Source organism: Amycolatopsis dendrobii (assembly GCF_014145675.1).
In the GTDB taxonomy this organism is placed as follows: Bacteria; Actinomycetota; Actinomycetes; order Mycobacteriales; family Pseudonocardiaceae; genus Amycolatopsis; species Amycolatopsis dendrobii.
This window is the reverse complement of sequence record NZ_JACGZW010000003.1, coordinates 424,791-447,320: the sequence shown is the minus strand read 5'-3', so window position 1 is coordinate 447,320 and position 22,530 is coordinate 424,791. Positions and strand designations below refer to the sequence as shown.

Genomic DNA, 22,530 nt, shown 5'->3' with positions numbered 1-22,530 from the left:
CGGCTAAAACCGGGGAGTCGCTACTCCGATGTCATCCAACTGTTTGTAGAGCGCCTGCACCTGAGCGTTCTGGGAGTGCGGCGAAAGTCGCCGTCCGACATCTGCGAGGTAGGACGCGGCGCGCACCGATCGCACGTTGGTCGCCAGTCGAACCGCGTTGCGCGCTTCTGCGCACGCTTCTTCGACTTTCTGCTGGTCGGCCAACGTGGACGCCAGAAGCGCGGTGTTGAACAGCCGCCCGCGGCCATACCCCTCGGTCATCCTGAGAGACCTGCGCGCGAACCGTTCCGCCTCTGCTGGCATTCCGATGTCGCGGAAGGTGTGGGCGAACTTAGCAGCCAGGTAAGAGCTGTCGAAGTAAGCCAGCCACGTCGGCGTCCTCCCTGTGTCTACCCGGGCAAACGCGCGCTCAGCTCGGTTCAACGCGTCGAGACATGGTCGTTGCTCTCGCTCTAGAGCTCGCCCATGTGCCTCCATCACGGCTGCTTCGGCTTCAAGAGCGGGGATGCCGCTCCGACGTGCCGCTTGCTGTGCCGCGAGAGCAAGATCGACCGCTCCCTCGCTGTTTCCGCGAAACGCCGCATGATGGCTCATGGCCGCGAACATCTCACCTACAAGCGCGTCGTCCTCGATCTCTTGTGACATGTTGAGTGCTTCGCGCAGGTGCTTGCGACCGTCGCTCGCGTGGCCGACGTCGTATGCCACCCATCCGGCGAGTTGCCGAAGCTCGACGCCGGCGCGGAACAGCGGCTTTTTGACGGCGTCGGTCATCCTGGTGTCCCGAAGCATCGGCTCGACTGTGTTGGTGAGGTAGTTGTCCAACCCACTGCGGGTGGCACCGCCGCCGAACTCGTTGTCGGTCTCGCGGAACGCACGGGTCATCTTGCGAACGTCGTCGACCTTCACCATCCCGACCCGATCGGCCGCGACGGCTGTTCCGCCGGTCAGCAGGGTGAGTCCTATGGTCGCAGCGCCTGCGCCCGCCGACCTGATGAATTGCCTTCTGCGCACGTCTTCTCCCGTAGTTGCCTCGACAGGAGGGAGCTTAGGTCCGTCGCTGGCAACGTCATATGGATCCGAGCATTGCTCTGGAAGGGTGAACCAAAGGAGTCGAGGCGGCACCTGGATCGTCCGCGCCCAGCGTTCCAATTTGTCAAGGTCCGCGACGCGGTGCGACGCCCGTTCCATGTAGCTCAGATGTCCTTGTGTCACGCCGAGAAGCCCAGCCAGGGTGATTTGCCGTATCGGCGGCTCATGCAGGAGCCGATACGCACGCAGGAGCCGTCCGAAGTGCCTGTCGGCGAGGGCTGCGCGCACAGCGGGTTCGTCCCAGAGACCAGCGGGAGGCGTCGGGACCTGTGTGATCGCCTCGTCCCGAAAAGAGTCTCTGCCGCACGGACTGCACATTCGCTCAGGGTTGTCAGACGCAAGCGGGCTCCGACAGCGCTGGCAGACGCGCTGTGCTGGCTTTGGCACAACAACCCCCGATCGCTCGACGTGACGAGCAGCTTATCGCAAAGTGCAGACGCTCTGACCTGCGAATATTGATCCCATCCATATTTTCTGGAGCTGTATTGCCGATGCAGATTGGTGATCTCGCTCCGGTCGCAGAAGCTTCTGCCAGCTGAACGAAAGTTTGATCGGGCAAGGAGTGGATCGCATGGGAGCAGGAACAACGCTGAGTGAAGCGGTTCGGCCAGGCCATCCAGCGGTCGTCATCACGTGCTGTCTGCTCCTGGTCTTTGTCGTGGCGATGGCCTGGCTGCGGCGTGCGAGGCGGCCGATCCCTCCTCCGCGCGGAAAACTGACAGTGGGTGATCTCCAGTCTCGGCTGGACCACGAGGTTCTGGCCGAGATCGAGCAAGCGCGGTTGGCCGAGTTCCAGCGGCTGGCTGAAAAGGAAGCATCGGAGCGAGCCATGGCGGACACGACGGTGATACCCAGGGTCGAGCACGCCAACGGAGCCCTTTCGCCGGTGCCCCCGGTCGGCGACTGCCGGTCGTATGCGGGCATCAAGCCGCGGAATGAAGCTGCGCAGCAAGTGCGGTTCTTTTCCCCGTGACTTTGGTGCGGCTAGAGCTTCCCGCCCGTCGCTCGCCGCACCGCCATGCCTGCCCCAGCCCGGCGCGGCGGTTGGCTCCTCCCGGGGGCTGGGGCAGGCCCTGATTTTCAGCTCCGGATCTTCCTGAAGTTCGGCGCGACGGTTCGGCAGCTCACTGGAGGGGATGGATGAGGGATTACTCGGCTTTGGAGGCTTTCCCGGAGCTTCGGAGGCTGGCGGAGCTGGACAACGCCGGATGGTCGTTCCTGCCGAGGACGCGAACCGGCGGGGTGCCGGTGGTGAAGGGATTCTACCGGTGGTGCGAGAACACGAGGGACCTCATCATCGTCAGCGGCATTGGCGACGTTGTCGGAATGCGGAACGATCCTGGCGACTGGCGGGTCTGGGAGTACACCGGGGGCCTGGCTGAGGTGGTCGACGCGCTCCAGAGCCTGCCGCATCCGTTGCTTCCCCACGCGCCGCGGTTGGCCATCGGTCATGGTCAGACGTTGTGGGTGCCGCCGGGCGCAGGCGGCGGTCGATGACCTCAACGAGCGCATTCACCCGGAAGCCAATGCACATCGCAGTGGGGAGGGATTGGCGCGTGGGCAGAAAACGGTGGGACGACCTCTCATGGGAAGTTCATGATGGCGTAGAGCGGCAGCTCGGCGCGAAAGTCGAGCAGGTGCACGACTGTCCTGGAACCGCGGACTTCTCCGGTGTTGTGCACACCAAGCACGGAGCTGTCTTCGTGAAGGCGGTCAGCCAGGACGAGCACAGCCAGACTATGGCGCGGGCCGAGGAGCAGCGGCTGAACAAATTGCTCCCCGATACGGCCCCGCGCTTGCTGTGGTTCAGGCAGAACATGAACTGGGCGATCACCGGGTATGAGTATGTTCCCGGGCGGTGTGCGCGTCTCCGGCCCGGTTCGGGCGACGTGCGCACGGTGGTGAAACTGCTCGCCGATCTGGCCGTGCCTGAGGTGAAGGGCAGCTCGCTCTTTGAATCGCTGGGTGCTCGCTGGGCGAAAGAGTCGTCGTGGCGAACCCTGTCCACGAATCATGTGCACAAGCTGACGGCGTGGGATCGTGAGAATGTTGCGCAATCCGTCGACATGGAGCTTTACGTCTGCGACGTGTTGTCCGCTGGAACCGGCATCGCGCACGGGGACATGTCAGAGTTGAACATTCTGGTTGACCGCAACGGGTTTCCCCGGATCGTGGGCTGGACGTGGGCGGCTCGCTCTCCCGCATGGGTCGACGCCGCGATTGTCGCCGTGCGGCTCGTGGAGGCGGGATACGCGCCGGAAGAAGCCGAGAGCATCGTGTCGGCAGTGCCGGCGTGGGCGGAGGCCAGCGCGACTTCGCTGGACGCGTTCGCCGTTGCGCTGCTGGGGCGTTGGATACTCAAGAGTCGGCAGCCGAGTCTTACTGACGCGGCACGCTGGTACGCCCAATATCGGCTCTACGATGCGCCCGGCGCGAAACACCGTGCGTAGGGCGACATGACGAACGACGTTGACTTCCATGCCCTCGCCGCGTCGGCGGCGATCTTGCTTCTGCCCATCATCTCGACCGCGTTGTCCCTTGGCGGGTCATGGTTCATCGGACGCCGCGCGGTCAAGCGGAATCGCGTACTGCGCGACGAGACCCAGCGGCTGCGCGACGAGACCCAGCGGCTGCGCGCGGAAGCACGCTCGATGCACCGCGACGCGCGCGAGCACGAAACCGCCGAATTCAGGCGGGTCAGCGGCCCGTCGGGTCGGCCGGACGAGAACTTTCCCCGGCACCGCGCCGAGGTGCCGATGGCTCGGCAATGGCCGGGTCGCGACCCGGACGACCGAGGTCTCAGCCAGGCGTCACCAGTCAGGACGACCACGCGGAAGGCAGGCACACCATGAGCTACTGGCTTCATGACCAGCCCGGCACCATCGTCGTGCAGCCCACGACGTTGTGCCCGATGGACTGCACCTACTGCTACCTGTCGGAACGGCACCTGAAGCAGGAGATGACACCGCTGGTGGCCGCTGCGATCGCCGACTCCATCGGCTCGTCGTGGGGTCCGGTGGAAGTGGTGTGGCACGGCGGCGAACCGCTGGCGGTCGGGGTCGAGCGCTTCGTGGAGCTGTTGACGCCGTTCGAGCCGCTGCGCAAGGCCGGCCGCGTGCGGCATCAGGTGCAGACCGGCGGGGGCAGGCCGATCACCGATGCGTGGTGCGACGTGTTTCAGCTCTACGAGATCGGTGTCGGGGTGAGCATCGACGGCCCCGGAGCGCTCAACCGCCATCGCGTCGACCGCGGCGGTCACGCGATGCTCGGCCGCACGATCGCGTCCATCGATGTCCTGAAACGGCGCAGCATCCCGTTCACCGTGCTGTCCGTGGTCGGCCGGGACGGCACTGCGCAGGCGGGCCGCGTCCTGGACTTCCTGCGGGACCTCGGCGCTCCGTGGGTCGGGTTCAATGTCGAGGCCAAGGAGGGTGCGAACTCCGACGGTCAGACTCCCTCGATCGATCACGCCCGGCGGTTCTGGCATGACGCGTTCGAGTGGCACCGGGAGAACCCGGACATGACCGTGCGCGAGGTCGACAGGCTGATCGGCTACTTCGGCCTGAGCCGCGAGCAGCGCGCCGAGGACGCCCGGCACGACCCCACCCCGACAATCGGCTGGAACGGCGACGTGGTGCTGCTGTCGCCGGAACTGCTCGGCGTCCGCAGCACCCTCTACAGCGACTTCATCGCGGGCAACGTGCTGTCCGACGACCTCCCGACGATCATCGCCCGCTCGGCGGATCTCCTCTACGTCCAGGAGTTCGAGACCGGGCTGGAGAACTGCAAGCAGACGTGTGAGTTCTTCGCCTTCTGCCAAGGCTTGCACGCGGGCGACCGGTTCTTCGAGCACGGCACCTTCACAGCGACGGAGACCGACCACTGCCGGAACTCCGTTCAAGCGCCGGTCCTGGCGCTTGCCGAACTATTGCGAGGGAAAGGCAACGGATGACCGTTCTGGAAGAAATGGCGCTCGTCGTCGAGGAGCGCGACACTGACTGGGCAGCGCTCGTGGCTGGCCACACCACGACCGAAGCCGTGGATGCCACGGAATGGGGCCGCAGGGGCGGCACCTTCCACAAGAGCACGGGAACGGGAACGGAGTTCTTCAAGAAGTGAGCACGGACGCTGAGGAGATCGAGAAGGCCGTCGAGGAGCGCCGGGTCTGGCTCGGCAAGCAGCTCGACGTCGCGGCGATGACGTTCGACGTCAGTCTGATCGGCCAGCCGGTGAACACCTTCGACATGCGCTCGGCCGGCGCGGTCGCCCACGACGAGAGCGACGCCGACGTCTGGCTGCGGGTCGTGGTCGAGGACCCGGACTACGAACCCGCGTGCAGGTGGGACGGCAACCTGGCGGCCAACTCGATTCTCGGCGTCGCGAAACCTACGGTGCTCAGGTGCCGCGACTGGCGAAACAGCGGCGAGTACCTGCGGGACCGTCGTCTCCGGGGCGAGGTGATGACCCTCGCCCCGGGCACGACGGTGGCCCCGGACGGCGTACTCCGAGACGATCCCCTGCTGCCCGAAACCTGGTGGGACGAGCTGCGCCAGTCACTCGCGGCACTGGCCGAGCACCCGCTGGAATGGCACAACGAACTCGGTGCGGTGAACTACACCATCCGCGGTGTGCGCGAGCACTTCGGCATCACCCTGTCCCCGGAAGTCTTCACCGACGTGGAATGGACCACGGCACACGCCGATCTGCACTGGGGCAACCTGCGCAAGCCACAGCTGTGCATCCTCGACTGGGAGAGCTGGCGACCCGCGTTCGCCGGGTACGACCTGGCCACCCTCTACTGCAACAGCCTCCTCCACCCGCCGACAGCCCGCCGCATCCGCGACATGCCGGAACTTCAGACGCGAAGCGGCCGTCTCGCATTGCTGTCGGCGATCTGCCGCTACCTGTCGATCATGGGCTCAGGCAGCGACTGGGACTTGCTCGACGACTACCTGCGAGCCGAAGCCGAAACCCTCCTGCCCAAACTCTAGAAGCAGTGCAACTCTGTGCTGATTCATGAATTCCGACAGATGTCGGATTCCATAGATTTGTAGCCATGCGACAACAGGGTTAGGTTCTCGCCTTTCTCAAGCCGATGTCCCGTCATGATGGCCTGCCGTTGGGCCTAGCGGGAAACATAGTCGCATGGCGAAAGCTCGGGACAATGGGGATTGCGTCCCGGGTGATGCCCCATGGTGTAACTGGAAGCGCGAGGGACACAATCCTGTCGGTCCGGGTTCGATCCCCGGTGGGGCAACATGACGACATCGAACACTCTTCGGAAAATGGAGACGATCGGAAGCGTGGTCGCCAGGCGCTCACTGGCGGCCGGCCTTCCGCCCGATCCGGACTGGACTAAAAGGCCGAATAACTGCATGCGTGGACTATTCGTTCCGAAGCGTCCGCACCCGTTCGCCGCGTGGGAAGCGATCGAATGGTATGCGCGAGGGTTCACGGCGAAGGAGAGCGGCCAGAAAGTCGGCGTATGCCGACCCACGGTCATGACCTGGATGAGGCGCATCGGTGTCGCGCGCCGCCCGGCCGGGCTCAGCCTGAATATGCGACTGGCGAGGCGCAACCGCGCCGTCCACGGCGGCCCGACCGGTCCGACGCGCCCTTGATCCCCGCCCGGTCGCTCCCGGCCGGTTGCGGTTCGTGTACACAACCAGAAAGGGAAAAATGCGTTCCAGAAAGCTCGCAGCTACCGGTGCCCTCGCCCTCGTGGCGACCGCGTCGATGACCTCGACTGCTTCGGCGGCCGACTCCTCCGCCCAGCTCATCGGGGGCCAGCTCGCGCCAGCGTCGGTCAAGTCCGTCGGCGCGCTGATGTTCGACGCCGCCCCTGAAGGCTTGCGCGACGCGCAGACGTGCGGATCCGTGGTAGTCGATGACCGCTGGCTCCTCACCGCGGCGCAGTGCGTCACGGACCTCGGAATTCCCGACGAGATCCCGGCCAAGCACAAGAAGTTTCACGTCAGGGTGGGCCTCGACCGCACGCAGGGCGGCGCCACCGGCCGCGTCGAACGGATCTTCGTCAATCCTCAATGGAACCCCAACACCCCGACCGGCGATCTCGCCCTGCTCCAGGTCGACAACGACCTCGACGTGCCAGCAGCGCGTCTGGCGTGGTGGTCTCCGCGACCGGGCGACGTGCTGAGGACGTACGGATGGGGAGCAACCGAGCCACTCTCGAAGCCGGACCGGTCCAAGCTCCCGAAGCTGCTGCATCAGCTGGACTTGCCCGTCGTTCCGAAGCAGCAGTGCGCCGATGCGGGGATCTCGCACGGCGAGTTCTGCACGGGTCACCCGAACGCCAAGGGGCCCGCCTACGGCGACGCGGGCGGCCCCGCCGTCACCATCGACAAGCGAGGGCGCATGCGGGTCGTCGGGATCGACTCTCGCGGCGGAAGTCCCGTTCCCGGGCAGTCGAACACCGCTTTCACTGACATCAGCTCCTACCGGAACTGGATCGAAGACACCATCGCGGAAAATTCCTGATAGATAGTCCGGCTTGGAGCCGCTGGTGCGCGGCTCCAAGCCGTCCCGGATGTTCGGAGCTGAATGTTGACAGGACAATCCTCCATCGCCCTGGAGCCTTCGGCGGCTCGGTTCCTGACGGACAACTCAATCGAGTTGCGCAGCCAGCTCGTCGTGCGCACGAGGCTGAATCTCCCGTGCGTCCGCGAGACCTGGGCGATGATTCTGGAGCGAACCCACGAGGTCGGCTTCCCGGATCACCTGATGTGGCTGCACCTCGAAGTCCGCGAGGGCGGGGCCTTCCGCTGGGACGAGGCTGTCTACGACTTCGCCCGCTGCGCCCGGCTCGGGACGCTGTCCTACGACGAGTACGTAGCCCGCGAGGCAGGCCGCTCACCGGACGTCGTTCTCACTCTGGACTACCACGAGAAGTGGACTGAGTGCGTGCACCGGTTTCACGCGGTCCGGAGGTTCTTCAACTGGGACCAGGCGTTGCTGGCGCGATTCTTCGAGATGGCCCGACCGCTGCGAGCCCCGGAGATCGGTCCGGCGGAGGAATCCAGCGGTGGGTCTCCGCCGGACGAAACCTCGTGACAACGGCTAAAGGCGTCACGAGCGGTCCAGCAGGCCGCAAGCGCACAAAAATGAGGCCCCGGCACCGAAGTGCCGGGGCCTCGTGCCCCACTGGTGTGGGGAATACTGCTCGCTCTCGCTCCGTATCGGAACGATCCACCCCCGCTGACGCGGGGAGTACTGCAAATCCGCTGCCAGCTGTATGCACTGCAACGGATCACCCCCGCTTGCGCGGGGAATACGTCACGACCCCGTATCGGAGCGGGCCACCCCCGCTGACGCGGGGAGTACTGCTAATCCGCTGCTAGCTGTACACGTTGCAACGGATCACCCCCGCTCACGCGGGGAATGCGTCGCCACTCAGTACCAGGCCGGGCCACCCCCGCTTGCGCGGGGAATCCGTCACCGAGCAGTACCGCAGCGGGACACCCCCGCTCACGCGGGGAATACTGCACCCTGTCAGTCGCACCGGGCTGCCTCGCTGTTACACGGGAGCAAAACCGCAGGTGGCGACTGCACTGAGCCACCCCCGCTTGCGCGGGGAGCGTGCCCAGCCGGGCGAAGCCGATGTTAGCACGGTCACTCAGGCAGGCCGTGTGCCCAGCCTGTACACGCAGCGAAGCCCCCGCTGCTCTACCCGGGTGAACGGCACCGGGGAGCGGCGGGGGCTTCTGCGCGGGCAGCCGGGAGGGATCTCCGGCTGCTCCGGTTCGAGGGTTCAGGCGGCAGTGAGGCCGCGGTGGGGCGTGTTGCGGACCGCGTACACGAGGGCGGCCCCGAGGAACGCGGAGAACAGCTGCCACCAGCTGGTGGAGCTGTTCGCGCCGACGAGGTTCGCACAGGCAGTGAGCCCGGTCATGATCGCGGCGAGAGCCGCTTTGGTGACGGATGCGCCGGGGACGTTCGGCGCGGTGAACACGGACGCGGCGGTGGCGATCGCGATCAGGATGTTGACCCATTCCAGGGTCGAGATGGTCTGGTCGCCGGTGAGCGCGGCGAGGGCGGCGGAGGCCCCGGCGGCGAGGACGGCGACGGCGGCTTTGGCGTAGTTCATCGCTTGGCCGCCGTTTCCAGGCCGAGGCTGTAGGGGAACTCGCTCTTGACGAAGGCGGTGAACTGGTCGCTGCCGCTCGGGGCTTCGATGTAGACGCGGGTCGCGTCGCTGGCGACGTTGGTCCAGGTCTTGTCGACGGTGTACGAGGCTTTCGGCCCGCCAGCAATGGCCATGAGCCGGACACGCTCAGCCGGGCCTATACCGCATTTGAACGACAGCCACGCCCGGCCGACGACCGCGCTGACCGAGCCGACGGGGATGGTGAACACATGGCAACGTTCCTTGAGCTGGCCGGCGCCGTCGCGGCCGGTGCCGTCGAACGTGTAAGGGATGGCGGGCATGTCGTCGTTCTCCGTTTCCGCGGCGGTGGGCAGGAAGAGGGCCGCGAGGTCGGCGGTGTAGCTGAGGTCGACCGCGCCGACGGTTCCGGCGGCGCGGCCTGTGCTGGTGAACTGGTGCAGGTCGACCCGGCCGCCGTAGTGGCGGATGGCATTGCGTCGTCCGTTGTTCGGGCCGTAGTCGGCGGCCCAGGTGACGTCCCAGTCGTAGGGCCAGCGGTCGGGGTTGAGGCCGGCCAGCCAGGACGTGGATGCGTAGAGCACGACGCGCGGGTAGACGGTGTGCACGCGTTCGAGGAACGCGCGGGCGAATGCCGGCCGCTGGGCGACCGGGATGCCGCCGGTTTCCAGGTCGAGTGCGGGAGCGAGCTGGCCGCCGTAGCGGCGGTACATGTCGATGAGCACGTCGGCCTGGCGGACGGGGTCGCCGGCCTCGGCGAAGTGGTAGCCCCCGTAGGGGATTCCCGCCCCGTTGCAGCCGGAGACGTAGGCGTCGGCGGTGACCTGGGCGGGGCCGTTTCCGTCGGAGTACTTGATGTAGGCACCGTCCACGGCTCCGCGCAATGCGCTCCAGCTGCCGACGGGGTTGTACTTCTGGTAGAGGTCGATGATCAGGGGCATCGGCTCACCTCCCGATCTTCGAGCAGTCGCGGTCGGCGTAGGCGCTTTGCATGTAGGTGCGGAATTCGGCGATCTGCCGTCGTCGTTCCGGGGTCTGGCCTTCTGCGTCCTTGGCGGCTTGGTCCAGGACGTAGTTCCAGAGATTCCGGCTGGCCTGCCGGGTTTGGTTGGTGGAGGTGCAGGTGTCGAGCTGGTTCTGCCTGTTCGCCGCGGCCAGGTCTCCGGCGTGGTTCGCGGTGACCGCGGCGATGATGACGCCGATGGTCAGGAGCACGTCCAGCACGAGGGAGACCGCGAGGCCGACGATGAGGTGGCGGTTGCGTTCGCCGTAGCTGCGCAGGCCGCGGATCTCCTCCTTCAGGTCCACAACGGACTCTTGAAGCCGTTCCGCGGCTGCGATGGCGGGGTTGCGTGGGTCAGTCATCCTTGATCCCGTAGGCGCTTTTGAGCATGGTGGACAGTTCCGTCACGACCGCGTCCAGTTCCTCGATCACCAGATCCGCCCGTGCGGTGAGCCGGGCTACTTCGGCGTCGTGAGAGGCGGCCCGTTCCGGGGCCGTGTTCTTGTCGGGCACGCTTTTCCCCCACCTCATCGGGTCTCGGCTCCGAGGCTTCGCAAGCGGTCGGACATCTCGGTCATGACCTGGTGGAGTTCGTCGAGCAGCTCGGCGGCCTTCTCGGTGAGGGCCTCTACTTCCTCGGGCCGGTATTCACGAGGAGCGTTTGCCGCGTCGCCGTTTTTCCTTGGGGTCACTCGATACCTCGCTGGATCGGATCAGCTCCTGAAGGATCGGGATCATCTGCTGAAGCGCCTGGAGCTGTTGCAGGACAGGCATGAGCGCCCGCGTCGTGGAAATGAAGTCGCCGACGACCGGCAGGAGCCGCTCTTGCAGGACTTGGGCCATCGCGTCGCGCTGGGCGTCGGACTTCTCGCGTTCTTTGATGGCGCGGTCGCGCTCTTCGATGAGCCGGTCGACGCTGGGCTTCGCCCAGATCCAGCCGGTCATGACCGCGAGGAACACCAGGCCGAGCACGCCGAAGTTGACCCACGTCGTGACGTTGTCGAGGGTGCCGCCGTCCGCGGCGAGCGTCATCATCGCGACGAGATGAACTGGACCGTGCACTCAGTGGGGATGCCGAAGCTGGAGGCCACCAGGGAACCGGTGGTCGTGGAGCAGTAGTTGCTCCAGAAGATCCGGTCGCCGGCCGACAGCGGAATCCGCGCCCGGAAAGCGCTCTGCACGCACCCCTCTGCCTGCCCGGAGCTGACGACGAGATCCGAGGCCACCGAGTTCGCTACGTTACCGGCGTTGAGCGTCACCTTGCTGCCCGCGACAGCACCGGAGGCGAGTCCGGTGGTCGTGCTGCGGTAGGTCAGCTGGTAGTAGCCGCTGAGCCCCACCGTGATGTAGCTGAAGTTGCCGCCCGCGGCCGGTGTGAACCAGCCGAACGGGTCCTCGGCGGCTCCCCAGTTCGCCTGGGCGAACGTGTCGCCTGACCCGATCTTCACCGTGCTGAGGGTCAACGCGGCGCGGCACGCGGGCATCGAGGGTGCCTTGCGCGCCAGTTCGGCGACTTGGCGGCGCAGGTCGTTGAGCTGGTCGACGAGCGAGCCGGTTCCCGGCGGTTGGGTCATCAGTTCACCGCCAGAGTTTCCTGTAGTTCGAGCGACACCGTGCTTTCGGTGTCGTTGCTGAATCCGAGGATGCGACGGCGGTACTGACCGTCCTTGATCCACGGGTGGCCGCTGACGCCGAAGATCGGTGCATCGCCCGGCGACCAGCCGCCGAGCTTCGGCGAAACAAGGACTCCTCGGCTGCTCAGGCCGTCCACGCGGACGTTGCATTTCCACGTCTCGCTGGGGGCGCTGAACTGCGCGAGATCGGCGATGGCGTACGCGTCCAATGTGGGCTTCAGGACGACGGAGGTGTGGTCGTTGTCCACGTAGTCGGTCGGCGGGTAGCCCAGGGAGATGAGGGTGTCGTTGCTCGCGTAGCCCGCGAGCATGGTCCTTTCGGTGCCGCTGCCTCGCACCCACGCCTTGACGCACGGCGAGGCCGCGCCGTTGGTGTCGACGTCGATCTGCCCGAGAGCGCCTCCGTAGTCCCACACGCTGGTGGAGGTCTGGTTTCCGAGTTTGGGGCTGCCGATGAGCAGCTCCCAGCGGATCTGGTTGCCCGACGGCGTGATGTAGGGGCGGAAGTCGAGCTCCGGCCCTTTGTCTACTTTGGACAGCTCGTTGAGCCTGTCCCAGACCGTGGCCAGGTCGTAGCCGTAGTAGGTCCGGGTGCTGGTGCCGGCTTCGGCGGCGGGGACGTCGATCGGCAGGCCGTAGCCGACTTGCGCGAGGTTGGCGGCCACGATTTCGCGGGCGATTCCGCGGAGCGTGTAGCCGTTCAGCACGAGATCGTTGTTGACGTGCACGATGTTGTTCGCCGGTCCCGCCGGGTTGCGCAGGACCCGGCGGTCGAACAGGCTCTGAATCCCCGCTCCGGAGACGGAGAGGTTGCGGGTGTTCTCGTCGTACTGGTAGGTGAACGTCGGCCCGGCCTGGCAGATGTAGTCGTCGCACGCGACGATCCACGTGTACCGGCCCGCGTCCACACAGGCGTGAAGGTCCACAGCGGAGTTCGCGCGGTCCTCCGGCATGACGTTGACGGTCCACGAACCCTTGTCGGTCACCTTCCGGGAAAAGCTCGGCAGATCGCGCGGGGTCACGTCGGAGAGGATCGTGCCGGTGACCGTGTCGGCGATGAGGACGCGCCAGGTCGCCATCTACACCGCCGGAGGCTGGGCGGTCGCCGGGAAGACAATCGACGTGACGATGTTCGCGCCCGCGTCGTTGCCGCGGAATCCGAACCCGCTGTACTGGTTGTTGCTGTCGCGCATTCCGCACGACAGCACGATGTCCGTCGATCCGGTCAGCGGTCCGAAATACGTCGGGGCGACGTTCGGCACGCACAGCTTGTCCACGCTCGTGCCGTAGGTGTGAAATCGACTCCAGAAGACGACGGGGCCGTTCAGGGAACCGGTGGTGATGCGCAGGTCCGCAGCACTGTTGGCGGACAGCGTGATGGCCGCCTTGCCGCTCGGATAGATGAAATACGGCATTCCGGGGTCGGCGACAGTGACGCGGCAGATCTCCCGTGCGACCCCGAAACCGCCGACGAACGAGTATTCGCCCGGCGGTGCGGCACCGTAGTAGAAGATGCAGTTGGACACCCCGCGCCAGCCTGTCTGCGAACCGTAATACACCTGATGCTGGAAGCCGGGTGCGTGCACCCATCGCTGTTCGCCGGGGTATGACCCGGCTTCGGTGAAGGCTGGACTGCCGGTCTTTGCGTCCGCCCCGTACAGCGCGCGCATCCCGCCGCGCGCAACCAGTCCCGGTCCGCGCAAGTCCTGGATGTTCGCCGCGGTGAGGGACGTGGCTCCCTTGTTGACCGTGATGGCGGCGAGCGGCGTCCACCCGTTCGTCGGCGTCGGGGTCGGCGTCGTCGGCGCGCCGGACGAGTAGTCCCCCTGCCACACCTCGACGCAGAACTTCCGCGTCCCTGACGGGCTGGAGATGGAGGTGTTCAGGTCGTCGTACACGCGCGCGACGACGAGGTCCACCCGGTTCTGCGTGGAGCTGGCCGCCGCGAGCGCGAGAGTCTTCTGACTATCCAGCGCGCACATGTACGCGCCCTGCCCCGGGGTGTTGATGACGGCGTTGCCCATCTCGACGGTCACCGACAGGGCATTCGCGACGGGTGCGACGCGCATCGCCATGTGCGTCGGGGTGCCGGTTGTGCTGCCGCTGTCGCCGGACGCCATGACGCCGGAGCGGTAGTCGATGTAGCTGAGGTTCGGTCGCGGCATGAGAACGCTGGACAGCGCCAGCCGTGCGTCTGTCAGTCCGACACGGGACTGCACGGCCCAGGGGTCAACAGCGCTCTGAGCCACAGCTCCCTGGGAGACCATGGATTACGCTCCTGCCGTGGGGAAAATCTGGGTGACCGGCCGGAACTGGCTGGCGCGCAGCACCTCGTCAGTCATCGGCACGACGCCGTTGTAGAGCCAGTCGGTCAGGTTCAGCCGGTAGTAGCCGAACCACCTGACGACATCGCCGTCCAGGCGTGCGTCAGTGTCGCCGCCGTAGGCGAAATTGATGCGGTCCATGAACCACTGCGCCTGGGCGGGGTCGGTGTACTGGACGCAGTCGTGGGTGTCGACCACTTGGAAGTACTGGGGAGGGTCGGGCTCGTTGGAGTAGACGCCCATGGGCTATTCTCCTTTGTTCATAAGGGTTTTCTGGCTCAGAACCAATAGGCGCGGTAGGCCGCGGTGGCGTACCCGCCTGCCGTCGAGGCACCGGAGTGGGCGAGGCCGACGCTGAGCGTGCCGGGCTGCCCGGCGACGGCCGGAGGGACGTTGAACGCCTCGAAGTTGGCCGGGTACAGCAGCTCCCGCCGGGAGGTCTGTCCGTTGAGGACGACCGCCGGGACGGCGGGATCGATCGTGACGTAGTCGTTCGCGCCGAGGGTCCCGTTGTAGCGCAGCGAATATCCGGTCGACGTGGTCAGCACGGGACTCGTCAGCGGTCCGTAGAGCGTGAAGACCGGCGTCGCCGGGGCGGTGCCAGGGTTGCTCAAGGTCATGAAGCCGACGCCGTTGAATGTGCCGAACGTCAAGCCTGTGGTGCTGCTGCCCAGTCCGAAGTAAAGTCCGCTGTCGACCTCGGGACTGACGACCTGGCTGAAGTCGAGGCCGTCTCCGGTGTCCTGCGGGAGACCGACGGTCTGAACCTGGGTCTCCGGCGAGTATTTCCTCGGATCGGGTGCCACCAGCTGGATTGAGAACTCGATTCCGGGTTCGGACACGATGTCCAGCGGGGTGCAGAGGATCGCGTCGTCGAGGAACACGTCCAGGCTCAGCACCCCGATTTCGCTGTAGCACGTGAGCGTGCCTGGTGCGCGGGGGTCCGACAGCAGGCCGAGCACGTTGGCTTCGGCCCGCCGCAGGACTTCGTAATCGGGGTGATAGCACCGGCCGGTGAGGGTGACGGTGCGCTCTTTTTTCCAGCCGGGACTGCGGAACTGGCCGTGTTTGTTCAGCCGCGGTGAGAGGGTGGCGTTGGTTCCTGGCGTGCCCCAGAACCCTTCCTCTTTCGTCAGAATCCATTGCACGCCGTCGGCGTCGCGCACGTCGTAGGCGTGGTGGAAGCGGATGTTCTCCAGGGTCCAGACTTGCCCGCCGAGCATGCCGCCTCCCTAGAGCCTTGAGCCGATGGACAGGTGGCGGTCGACCACGTGGGCGATGTGCTCGGGGCTGGCGTCGGTGCGGGCGTTGACGGTGACCGAACGCCCGCCTCCGCCGCGCTGAAGTCCTGCCATGGAGGTGAGGGCGTTCCACTGGTCCTGGGTGAGAACGGCTTCGGGTTTCCCGGTGTGGTTGGCCACGGTGGAGTAGCCGGGCGGGAGCCATCCGCCGTCGTCGTACCAGTGCGGACTGCGAGATCGCCATTTCGCATAGGCGGCTGCGGGGCTGCCGTAGTCGGGCCGATCCCGGATGTAGCCCAGGCCCCACAGGATCTGGGTGGCGGCGTTAGTGCGCCAGTCCGGCGCGACGCTGCTCATTTTCTCCGGCGGGAGGGCCTGCGGGATGCCGTACGCGCCCGAGGACGGGTTGCGGGCCAGGTAGTTCCAGCCTGATTCCCCTTGCCACAGGGCGATCAGCGGGGCCATCTGCTCCGGACCCCACCCGAATCGCGGCAGCGCGCTGCGCGCGAAGTTCTGCGCCGCGGCCACGGCCGGGCCGCCGCCCACGGTGTTCGCCGAGATCTTCTCCACGGCGATCTTCTGGATGCGGTCGCTTCCGTAGGCCGCTTCGCCCGCGCCGGTGCTTGCGGCGATGTTGCCGGGGTACCGGCCGCGCAGGGCTTGGATCATCCCCGCGGTCTCGGCGAACGCGCTCGCGACGAGGGCGGCCGGGTCCCAGTTCGCACCCCCGCCGGAGACGAATGTCCCGCCGACGACGGGAAGTGACGACTGGACGCGGAACTGCGGGTCGTCCGCGCCGTGGGCGTCTCCGCCGAACCGGACGTGGTTTCCCGTCGACTCGGCGTTGACCCCGCCGAGTGTTCCGGCGGTGTGCACGGGGCTGGCCCCGAGTGCCCAGGCGGAGCTGAGGCCGCGCACGAACCCGGGCCACGGCTCCGACGCCGCAACGCCCAAACGCTTGTACGGCGTCGGGGCGTCGAGCAGGACGTTCGTGATCGCCGACGCCAGGCCGGAGCAGTCGTAGCCCATGGGACCGGAGGCACCCCACACGTAGGGCTTCCCGCGCTGCGCCGCGGCGAATGCCTGCGCCTTCGCGATCTGGGCGTTGAGAGCCGAGCCCGTGTCGGCGACGATGCCGCCCTGGGCATACCCGGCCGCCTGGAGCGCTTCGGCCTGCCCCGCTCGCAGCGCCTCCAGGAACGGGAAGATGCGCCGCGTCAACGCGGCGGGGATGACGTACTCCCCGTTGGACAGTCGAGTCAGGATCGAGTCCGACGTGCCGGTGCCCGGTCCGCGCACCTGTCCGCCTTCGGCGAAGCCGATCGGGATCGGCTGGAGGTGATGGTTCAGGCCGAACGACGCGTCCAGGTAGTTCCAGCTCGCGATCAAGCCTGCGTTCACCGGGCCGGCGATCGTGTCGACGACCGGTCCGCGGGTGTAGCCGCGGATGGCCGACCAGGACGTCCGGACCCATCCGGCGGTGTCGGCGAACGCTTGCCCGGTCTGCGCGAGACCGGTCCGCAGGGCGGCGAGGTAGCCGCCCATCTGCCCCACCGCGGTGCCGGTGGCGGTGGTCATGCTCGCGGTCGAGCTGGCGACCGTGGCGGCCGTGGTCGTGAACGCTGCCCGCACCGGCGGATGCAGTGCCATCAGCGCGGTCAAGGCCGGGTTCACGGCACCGTTGATCTGCCCCACCAGCGGAACCAGCGCCGACGCGGTGAACGTCATCACCGCCGTCTGGAGCGCGGCAAGGCCGGCGGAGAGAACGGCGGCTTCGTCGGTGGCGGCCTCCATCGCGGCCGTGAGCGCGTCGAGCTGGTCCGCCGACATCGGCAGTGCCGACGCCGTGTCCGGGCTCGCCGGCCTCGCGCCTGCGGACGCGGCGGGGGTGGTCACGGCTCCGCTGGCGAACCCCAGCACGCCGCCGAGGGCCATCTGCGCCAGCGGGGCGAGCAGGAATCCCATCCTCCGCGCGGTTTCGCGCAGGATCGCGACCGACCGCGGCGAGTCGTTGACGGGGATGAACGCCTCGTCGCCTTCGGGCCGGTCGCCGACGACACGCCAGGAGTTCGGCGGGACGATCGACGCGACCCGCGCCGACATCCCTTGCAGCTGCCGGAATCCGCCTGACGCGTAGAACTCCAGCAGGCTGCCGCTGGCGTTGTGGAACGGAAGCGGCGGAGCGCCGGGTGCGCGCGGGTCCGTGGCGGACGTTTTCGGCGTGAAGACGCCGATGTCGCTGAGGAACCCTTCCATCCACCGCTTGTAGGTGTTCAGGGCGTCTTCGGCGGGCTTGGTGTTCGCTTCGAGGGTGACCTTGCCCTTGGTGTGGTCGGCCTTGTCCTTCCAGATGTCGACCGCACCGGTGGCCGGGTCGGCGTAGGCGTCGAGCGTGGTCTTGGCCTTGGTGCCGTCGGCGTTGACCTTCCAGATGGTGACCTTGCCCGTGGCGGGGTCGATGGCGGCGTCGAGCTGCGCGCGCCCGACGGTGCCGTCTGCGTTGCGCTGCCAGAAAATCGTCTGGCCGGTGGCCGGGTCGGTGTCGGCGAACAGCGTCGCTGTGGCGTGCTGCCCGTTGGCGTAGATCAGGGTTGTCTCGATCTTCTGCCGGGCCGGGCGGTCGTCGGCGTCGATCTTGATGGTGGTGCCGTCGGGCAGCTCGACGATCGCCTGCCCGAGATCGTTGATTTTGGCGGTGAATCCGGCCGCGGACGCGCCCGCCAAATCCATGCCCTTGACGGAGTCCTTGACCGCATCGGGCAGCGGTCCTTTGTAGGTCTTCACCAAGTCGAGCAGGGCCTTGTTCCGTGCCTCGGTGGATTTCGCTTCGCGCTCAAGCTCGGGAAGAGAGTGGTTGCGCGCCTCGGCTTCGCGCTGGGCAGCGTCCAAAAGGGACAGAATCGAGTGCTCTTCGGACCGGCGGGCGTTTGTCAGCTGGTCGGCCGCGTCCCGCGCCTCTTTGCTGTCGGCGCTGTGGTCCTTGACCGCCGCGTTGTAGTCGTCTTGCGCCTGAGCGATAGCCTTCTGACTCTGCTCCAGATCAGCCTGCGCATCGCGCAACGACAGGCTGGCCTCCGCCAATTCCTTTGTGGTGTCGCGGAGTTTCTGCTGCGCCTCCCACTGCTTTACGGTCTGCGTCGTGACTTTGCTGGCCGCGGATTCGAGCAGCAGGTAGGCGTTGCGGGCGTCGCGGTTGGCCTTGATCTGCTCGCCGACCGCGCCGACGCCGTCAATAATCGCGCGGACCTGCGCCGTTTGCTCCTTGTTGAGGCCGGAGATCGTGTTGCCGTAGTCGTCGAACGTCAGCGTCGAGTTGAAGACGTCGCGTTCCAGCGTGCCGTAGTCCTTGCCGGTGTTGAGGGCTTCCCGCCCGAGCCCGGCGAGTTTGTCCGCCTGTTCGCCGGTCAGCCCGGCCCCGCGGGCGATCGACCGGAGTGCGGCGTCGGAGGCTTCCGCGACCTTGCCGAGCGCCACGTTGCTGCCGTTCGCCGCCGCCGCGTAGATCTCGAAACTCGATCCCGCGGCGCGGGCGTTGTAGGCCCCGGCTTTGTCCGCGAGGGCTTTGTTGTTGGTATTGATGATGTTCTGGTCGATCACGCCGTTGGACTGCTTGTACGCCTCGGTCAGCGAGTCGACGTCGCGCTGGTAGTCCTGGACCTTCCGGGCGGCTTCCTGCTGCTTGTCGACCCAGGCGCTCAGCAGCAGCGACGCGCCGGTGATCGCGATTCCCCACGGACCGCCGAGCACGCCGACCAGGCCGGACACCGCGCCCTTGAGTCCCGTTCCGATGGCGCGCGCGGTGCCGCCCGCTGCCCCGGCGAGCCTGTTCAGCCCGCCCTCGAACGCATCCGCCGCACGGGACATCCCGCCCCGCACGGATTCGCTGGCGCTGGTGACCGCGTTGGACAGTCCCTCGCGGATGCGCGTCCCGATGCCGGTGGCTGCACCGGACACGACGCTAACGGCGTTAGTCAGCCCGTCCCGTACGGCCGGGCCGAGGCCGCGGACCGCGTTCCCGGCGATCGTCACGCCTGCGGAGAGCCGTGTCCGGACGGCGTCGGCCATGCGTGCAGCGGCACCGGTGCCCTGGTCGAGCACGGCCGCCGTTTCGCGCGCTGGCGGGTTGAACGCGCTGCGCAGCTTTGCCCCGGCGTTCTCCACGCCGGTCGCGACCCGGGCCATGGTCCGGTCGAGCAGCTCGGCGGGGTTGCGCGCGGCTTCGATGCCGTTCACGAGCCGGATGCCGAGAGCGGAGGTCGTGCGCGAGACAGCCGCGCCGACGTCGTCCATGCGCTCCACCAGCGCGAGCGACGCCGGGCCGATGCGGTTCAGGATCGAGTCGGCCGCCGACGACGCCGCCGCGCCGACCCGGGAGGCCATGGTCTGCGCACCGGTGGCGAAGTCGGCCAGGCGGCTGCGCATCTGGTCGACCTGGCGGGCTTTCGCGACGAGGTCTGCGCCCGCGTTTCCGCCGCCGGTCGGCGCGGTCTTCGCGCTGGCCTGGGTGGTCAGCCACTGGCGGGTGGCCCGGTCGCCCTCGCGGTAGGCGTCCGTCAGGCTCTGGGCTGCCGTGCGCAGCTTGCCCATCGGGTTCACGGCGGCCTCGGCGACGCCGGACCACCGGCTCGTCCCCTCGGCCGCCTCCTTCAGCCCGGTCGTGAACCGTCGGAGTCCCAGCTTGCCTGAGGTGTACGCGCCGATGAGGCCATTGATCGAGCGCCCCAGCAACAGCAGCGCCGTTGCGGCCAGGCCGGCACCCGTAAAGATGTTGGTGAGCAGCGGATGCGCGTCGCTGAATGAGCTGATCAGCTTCGCGAACGAATCCACGATCTTGACGAGCACGCCCCCGAGCGGCGAAAGCGCCGTGGCGAGGTCGAAGACGGCCTTGCCCACGTCGAACAGGAACCGCAGGACGTCCTTCAGCTTGTCCCCGGCGTCCGACATGAACCGAGTCAGCTCGCCTGTGCTGCGTTTGCCCTGGATGAACTCGTTGAATGCCTCGGCACCGTTGGCGGCGATCTGCGCGAAATTCCGCATGACCGGGCCGCCTGCGACCAGAATGGACCGGAACGAGTCCGCAATGGACAGTCCAGCGCCGCCCAGGTCGTACATGACCTGGTTGTTGTCCTTCATGATCGTGGCGAAGTCCTTGCGCCACGGCCCGGACGTCATCATCCGGGACCCGCGCAGCGCGAGGTCTCCGATGACGTTGGCGGTGTCGGTGAGTCCGGCGGTCAGTTCCGGCGTCAGCTCCAGGAGGTTGCGGAACGCGACGGTCAGCTTCGGCAGGAGGGCCGTCTGCACCGCGTCGCCCATGTCCTGGAACGCGGGCTTGGCCTCCTGCTGGAGGAAGGAGACGAACGAGCGGCCGGCCGGGCTCAGCTTGGACATCGCCAGCGCGAACTTGTCCATCGCCGACGAGCCGTCCTGGCCGGTTTTCTGTGCCGCCGCGGCGAGATTCCGCTGCGCGTCGGCGACACCTCGCTGCGCGTCGGCGAGCCCGCGCTGAGCGTCGGCCACCGCCTTCGTCGCTGCCTCGTTGGCCCAGGCGGCATGCTCTTGCGCCTGCGAAACGGCTTTGGCAGCACTCGCGGCCTGCGCCTGCGCCTGCTGGACTTCACGCGCCCCGTCGGACCTCGCCTGTGTCAGGGACCGCTCCGCGTCCTGCGCGCGGGCGGTGGCCTGCTCGGCTTGCTTGTGGGCGGCAATGACCGCCTTGTCGCCCTCGACGCCGGTCTGTGCGGCGTGCTGGGACTGCTTCTGAAGATCGGCGTAGCGCTGCCGTACCTCGTCGAGGGTCTGGGCTGCCTGGCGGGCGGCGAGGTCCGCTTCGCGATAGTCCAAAGAGGACGGCCCAAGGCCCGCGTTCTTCAGTGCCTGGAGCTTGGCCTGCGCCCGCTCCAGGGCGAGCGCGGCGGACTCCTCGTCTAACGCAGCGCCTTTGAGCGACAGCTTGAGGTCTTCGATGCGCTGCTTGGCGTCTTCACGAGCCTGGTTGAGCGCGTCCTGCGCGTCGCGGGCGCTGGCCTGCGCGGTCGCCAGCGAGCGTTCCGCGTCCTGCACGCGACGCAGCGACGATTCCTGTGCCCGCGCGAGGGATTCTTGTGCCCGCGCAGCTGCTTCCCGCGCGGCGGTGACCTGTTCCGCGCCGGTGACCGCCGCGTGGTCGGCGGAGGCTTCTGCCGACGCCAGCGAACTGCGGGCCGACGCGAGGCCGCTTTGCGCGGACGCGAGCCCGCTTTGTGCCGAGGCGACCGCGTTGAGCGCCGAGACACGCGTTTTCGCGTTGCTGGTCGCTTTGCTGGCTGCCTCGTCGTCGGCGGCCTGGTATGCCTTGAGCGCGGTTCCGATGCCGCTGAAACCGGCCACGAGCGCGCCGATGCCCTGTCCTGCGCCCGAAATCGCGGCGGGAATGGCGGCGATCGCGGCGGCGGCGGCCGGGGCTGCGTAGCCGACCGCGGCGACGCCCGCGGTGAGCAGGGCCATGATGCCGATCGCGCGGGACGCCTCGGACGACTCGACGTTGATTTCGGCCTTGCGGCCGTCGAGCCGCGACACCGTGCCGTCGAGGGCCGACAGCTTGGTTTGCGCCGCCGCCGTGTCGGCGTCGGCCTGGATCTCCACTCGTCGGCGCTTGGCCTCCAGCGCCGTGATGCGCGCCTCTGCGCTGGCGGTCTGGAGGTCGACGTCCACGCCCATGTCGGGTGTGCGGCTCTCGAACTCGGCGAGCTGGGCGCGCGCCTTCTCCAAGTCGAGATCCACCTGCGCCAGCAGCGAAATGCGCTTGGCGGCCAGCTCGCGCGCCTTCGCATCGGCGAGCTTGGTGTCCAAGTCGGCGGACAGTTCGACCTTCTGGCCCTTGCCGACGCCGGCCAGCTGCTTGCCGACATCGGACAGATCGAACTTGGGCTTGCCGAGGTCGACCTGTGTGTCCTTCGCGGCGCGTTCGGCCGCGCGGCGCAGGTCGGAACTGAAGTCCTTCGCGTCGATGCGCGCGGGTATGTCGATCGGCCGCATCCGGGACACGAACGCGTTGACGCGCCGCTGTGTGTTGTCGAACGACGGGACCACGTCGATGAACGCGCGGCCGATCTCGTAACCGGCACCCTTCGCCACG

General features: G+C 67.3%; 21 protein-coding genes and 1 tRNA gene. 10 read left to right on the top strand and 12 right to left on the bottom strand.

The annotated features are described in order from the left end of the window. Window positions 1-3: 3 nt before the first annotated feature. A complete protein-coding gene (locus H4281_RS10430; RefSeq protein ID WP_312872086.1) occupies window positions 4-1,317 on the bottom strand; it encodes a helix-turn-helix domain-containing protein in 1,314 nt (437 codons plus the stop codon). A 493-nt stretch (window positions 1,318-1,810) separates the two neighbouring features. On the opposite strand from H4281_RS10430, the gene H4281_RS10425 reads away from it, so the two are divergent. From H4281_RS10425 to H4281_RS10380, 10 genes are all read left to right on the top strand, one after another. Then, window positions 1,811-2,062: a hypothetical protein gene (locus tag H4281_RS10425; RefSeq protein ID WP_182890664.1), complete on the top strand. Its 252-nt coding sequence runs from the start codon at window positions 1,811-1,813 to the stop codon at window positions 2,060-2,062. 167 nt (window positions 2,063-2,229) lie between these two features. Further along, window positions 2,230-2,586, top strand: coding sequence for a hypothetical protein (locus H4281_RS10420; RefSeq protein WP_182890663.1), 357 nt, complete (start codon window positions 2,230-2,232; stop codon window positions 2,584-2,586). A gap of 59 nt (window positions 2,587-2,645) precedes the next feature. Next, window positions 2,646-3,539 (top strand): hypothetical protein, encoded by an 894-nt coding sequence (locus tag H4281_RS10415; protein ID WP_182890662.1) that lies wholly within the window; start codon window positions 2,646-2,648, stop codon window positions 3,537-3,539. A 6-nt stretch (window positions 3,540-3,545) separates the two neighbouring features. Next, entirely contained in the window at window positions 3,546-3,941 is a 396-nt protein-coding gene (locus H4281_RS10410; protein ID WP_182890661.1) for a hypothetical protein, read from the top strand. Next, window positions 3,938-5,041: a cyclophane-forming radical SAM peptide maturase AmcB gene (amcB, locus tag H4281_RS10405; protein ID WP_182890660.1), complete on the top strand. Its 1,104-nt coding sequence runs from the start codon at window positions 3,938-3,940 to the stop codon at window positions 5,039-5,041. The genes H4281_RS10410 and amcB overlap by 4 nt, the downstream gene beginning before the upstream one ends. Next, on the top strand, window positions 5,038-5,208 hold the full coding sequence (gene amcA, locus H4281_RS10400; RefSeq protein ID WP_182890659.1) for a multiple cyclophane-containing RiPP AmcA: 171 nt from the start codon (window positions 5,038-5,040) through the stop codon (window positions 5,206-5,208). The genes amcB and amcA overlap by 4 nt, the downstream gene beginning before the upstream one ends. Continuing rightward, window positions 5,205-6,080: an aminoglycoside phosphotransferase gene (locus H4281_RS10395; RefSeq protein ID WP_182890658.1), complete on the top strand. Its 876-nt coding sequence runs from the start codon at window positions 5,205-5,207 to the stop codon at window positions 6,078-6,080. The genes amcA and H4281_RS10395 overlap by 4 nt, the downstream gene beginning before the upstream one ends. 195 nt (window positions 6,081-6,275) lie before the next feature. Further along, window positions 6,276-6,346: transfer RNA gene (locus H4281_RS10390), tRNA-Cys, on the top strand. A gap of 464 nt (window positions 6,347-6,810) precedes the next feature. After that, a complete protein-coding gene (locus H4281_RS10385) occupies window positions 6,811-7,587 on the top strand; it encodes a S1 family peptidase (protein ID WP_182890657.1) in 777 nt (258 codons plus the stop codon). Window positions 7,588-7,650: 63 nt separating this feature from the next. Further along, the gene (locus tag H4281_RS10380) at window positions 7,651-8,160 is read left to right on the top strand and encodes a hypothetical protein (protein WP_182890656.1); all 510 of its coding nucleotides are present in this window, start codon (window positions 7,651-7,653) and stop codon (window positions 8,158-8,160) included. 697 nt (window positions 8,161-8,857) lie between these two features. Here H4281_RS10380 and H4281_RS10375 read toward each other — a convergent pair. The 11 genes from H4281_RS10375 to H4281_RS10325 all read right to left on the bottom strand — a co-directional run bounded on the left by H4281_RS10375 (window position 8,858) and on the right by H4281_RS10325 (window position 22,529). After that, complete coding sequence (locus H4281_RS10375) at window positions 8,858-9,193, bottom strand: hypothetical protein (RefSeq protein WP_182890655.1); 336 nt, start codon at window positions 9,191-9,193, stop codon at window positions 8,858-8,860. Next, a complete protein-coding gene (locus tag H4281_RS10370; RefSeq protein WP_182890654.1) occupies window positions 9,190-10,152 on the bottom strand; it encodes a glycoside hydrolase family 25 protein in 963 nt (320 codons plus the stop codon). The genes H4281_RS10375 and H4281_RS10370 overlap by 4 nt, the downstream gene beginning before the upstream one ends. Window positions 10,153-10,156: 4 nt before the next feature. Further along, window positions 10,157-10,576 (bottom strand): hypothetical protein, encoded by a 420-nt coding sequence (locus tag H4281_RS10365; protein ID WP_182890653.1) that lies wholly within the window; start codon window positions 10,574-10,576, stop codon window positions 10,157-10,159. Further along, entirely contained in the window at window positions 10,569-10,727 is a 159-nt protein-coding gene (locus H4281_RS10360; protein ID WP_182890652.1) for a hypothetical protein, read from the bottom strand. Before H4281_RS10360 ends, H4281_RS10365 begins: the two co-directional genes overlap by 8 nt. Before the next feature lie 135 nt (window positions 10,728-10,862). Next, entirely contained in the window at window positions 10,863-11,249 is a 387-nt protein-coding gene (locus H4281_RS10355) for a hypothetical protein (protein WP_182890651.1), read from the bottom strand. Continuing rightward, on the bottom strand, window positions 11,246-11,788 hold the full coding sequence (locus H4281_RS10350; RefSeq protein WP_182890650.1) for a hypothetical protein: 543 nt from the start codon (window positions 11,786-11,788) through the stop codon (window positions 11,246-11,248). The genes H4281_RS10355 and H4281_RS10350 overlap by 4 nt, the downstream gene beginning before the upstream one ends. After that, a complete protein-coding gene (locus tag H4281_RS10345) occupies window positions 11,788-12,927 on the bottom strand; it encodes a hypothetical protein (protein ID WP_182890649.1) in 1,140 nt (379 codons plus the stop codon). The genes H4281_RS10350 and H4281_RS10345 overlap by 1 nt, the downstream gene beginning before the upstream one ends. Then, a complete protein-coding gene (locus H4281_RS10340; protein ID WP_182890648.1) occupies window positions 12,928-14,013 on the bottom strand; it encodes a hypothetical protein in 1,086 nt (361 codons plus the stop codon). Between the two features lie 105 nt (window positions 14,014-14,118). Continuing rightward, the gene (locus H4281_RS10335) at window positions 14,119-14,415 is read right to left on the bottom strand and encodes a hypothetical protein (protein WP_182890647.1); all 297 of its coding nucleotides are present in this window, start codon (window positions 14,413-14,415) and stop codon (window positions 14,119-14,121) included. A 35-nt stretch (window positions 14,416-14,450) separates the two neighbouring features. Continuing rightward, a complete protein-coding gene (locus H4281_RS10330; protein WP_182890646.1) occupies window positions 14,451-15,395 on the bottom strand; it encodes a phage tail family protein in 945 nt (314 codons plus the stop codon). A gap of 9 nt (window positions 15,396-15,404) precedes the next feature. Beyond that, complete coding sequence (locus H4281_RS10325) at window positions 15,405-22,529, bottom strand: aggregation-promoting factor C-terminal-like domain-containing protein (RefSeq protein ID WP_182890645.1); 7,125 nt, start codon at window positions 22,527-22,529, stop codon at window positions 15,405-15,407. Window position 22,530: the final 1 nt, after the last annotated feature.

Bases quoted from the DNA above. Each gene is read 5' to 3' on its own strand.
- amcA (WP_182890659.1), top strand. From the start codon at position 5,038: ATGACCGTTCTGGAAGAAATGGCGCTCGTCGTCGAGGAGCGCGACACT.
- H4281_RS10410 (WP_182890661.1), top strand. From the start codon at position 3,546: ATGACGAACGACGTTGACTTCCATGCCCTCGCCGCGTCGGCGGCGATC.
- H4281_RS10335 (WP_182890647.1), bottom strand. From the start codon at position 14,415: ATGGGCGTCTACTCCAACGAGCCCGACCCTCCCCAGTACTTCCAAGTG.
- amcB (WP_182890660.1), top strand. From the start codon at position 3,938: ATGAGCTACTGGCTTCATGACCAGCCCGGCACCATCGTCGTGCAGCCC.
- H4281_RS10370 (WP_182890654.1), bottom strand. From the start codon at position 10,152: ATGCCCCTGATCATCGACCTCTACCAGAAGTACAACCCCGTCGGCAGC.
- H4281_RS10420 (WP_182890663.1), top strand. From the start codon at position 2,230: ATGAGGGATTACTCGGCTTTGGAGGCTTTCCCGGAGCTTCGGAGGCTG.
- H4281_RS10350 (WP_182890650.1), bottom strand. From the start codon at position 11,788: ATGACCCAACCGCCGGGAACCGGCTCGCTCGTCGACCAGCTCAACGAC.
- H4281_RS10380 (WP_182890656.1), top strand. From the start codon at position 7,651: ATGTTGACAGGACAATCCTCCATCGCCCTGGAGCCTTCGGCGGCTCGG.
- H4281_RS10340 (WP_182890648.1), bottom strand. From the start codon at position 14,013: ATGCCGCGACCGAACCTCAGCTACATCGACTACCGCTCCGGCGTCATG.
- H4281_RS10330 (WP_182890646.1), bottom strand. From the start codon at position 15,395: ATGCTCGGCGGGCAAGTCTGGACCCTGGAGAACATCCGCTTCCACCAC.
- H4281_RS10355 (WP_182890651.1), bottom strand. From the start codon at position 11,249: ATGATGACGCTCGCCGCGGACGGCGGCACCCTCGACAACGTCACGACG.
- H4281_RS10375 (WP_182890655.1), bottom strand. From the start codon at position 9,193: ATGAACTACGCCAAAGCCGCCGTCGCCGTCCTCGCCGCCGGGGCCTCC.
- H4281_RS10365 (WP_182890653.1), bottom strand. From the start codon at position 10,576: ATGACTGACCCACGCAACCCCGCCATCGCAGCCGCGGAACGGCTTCAA.
- H4281_RS10345 (WP_182890649.1), bottom strand. From the start codon at position 12,927: ATGGCGACCTGGCGCGTCCTCATCGCCGACACGGTCACCGGCACGATC.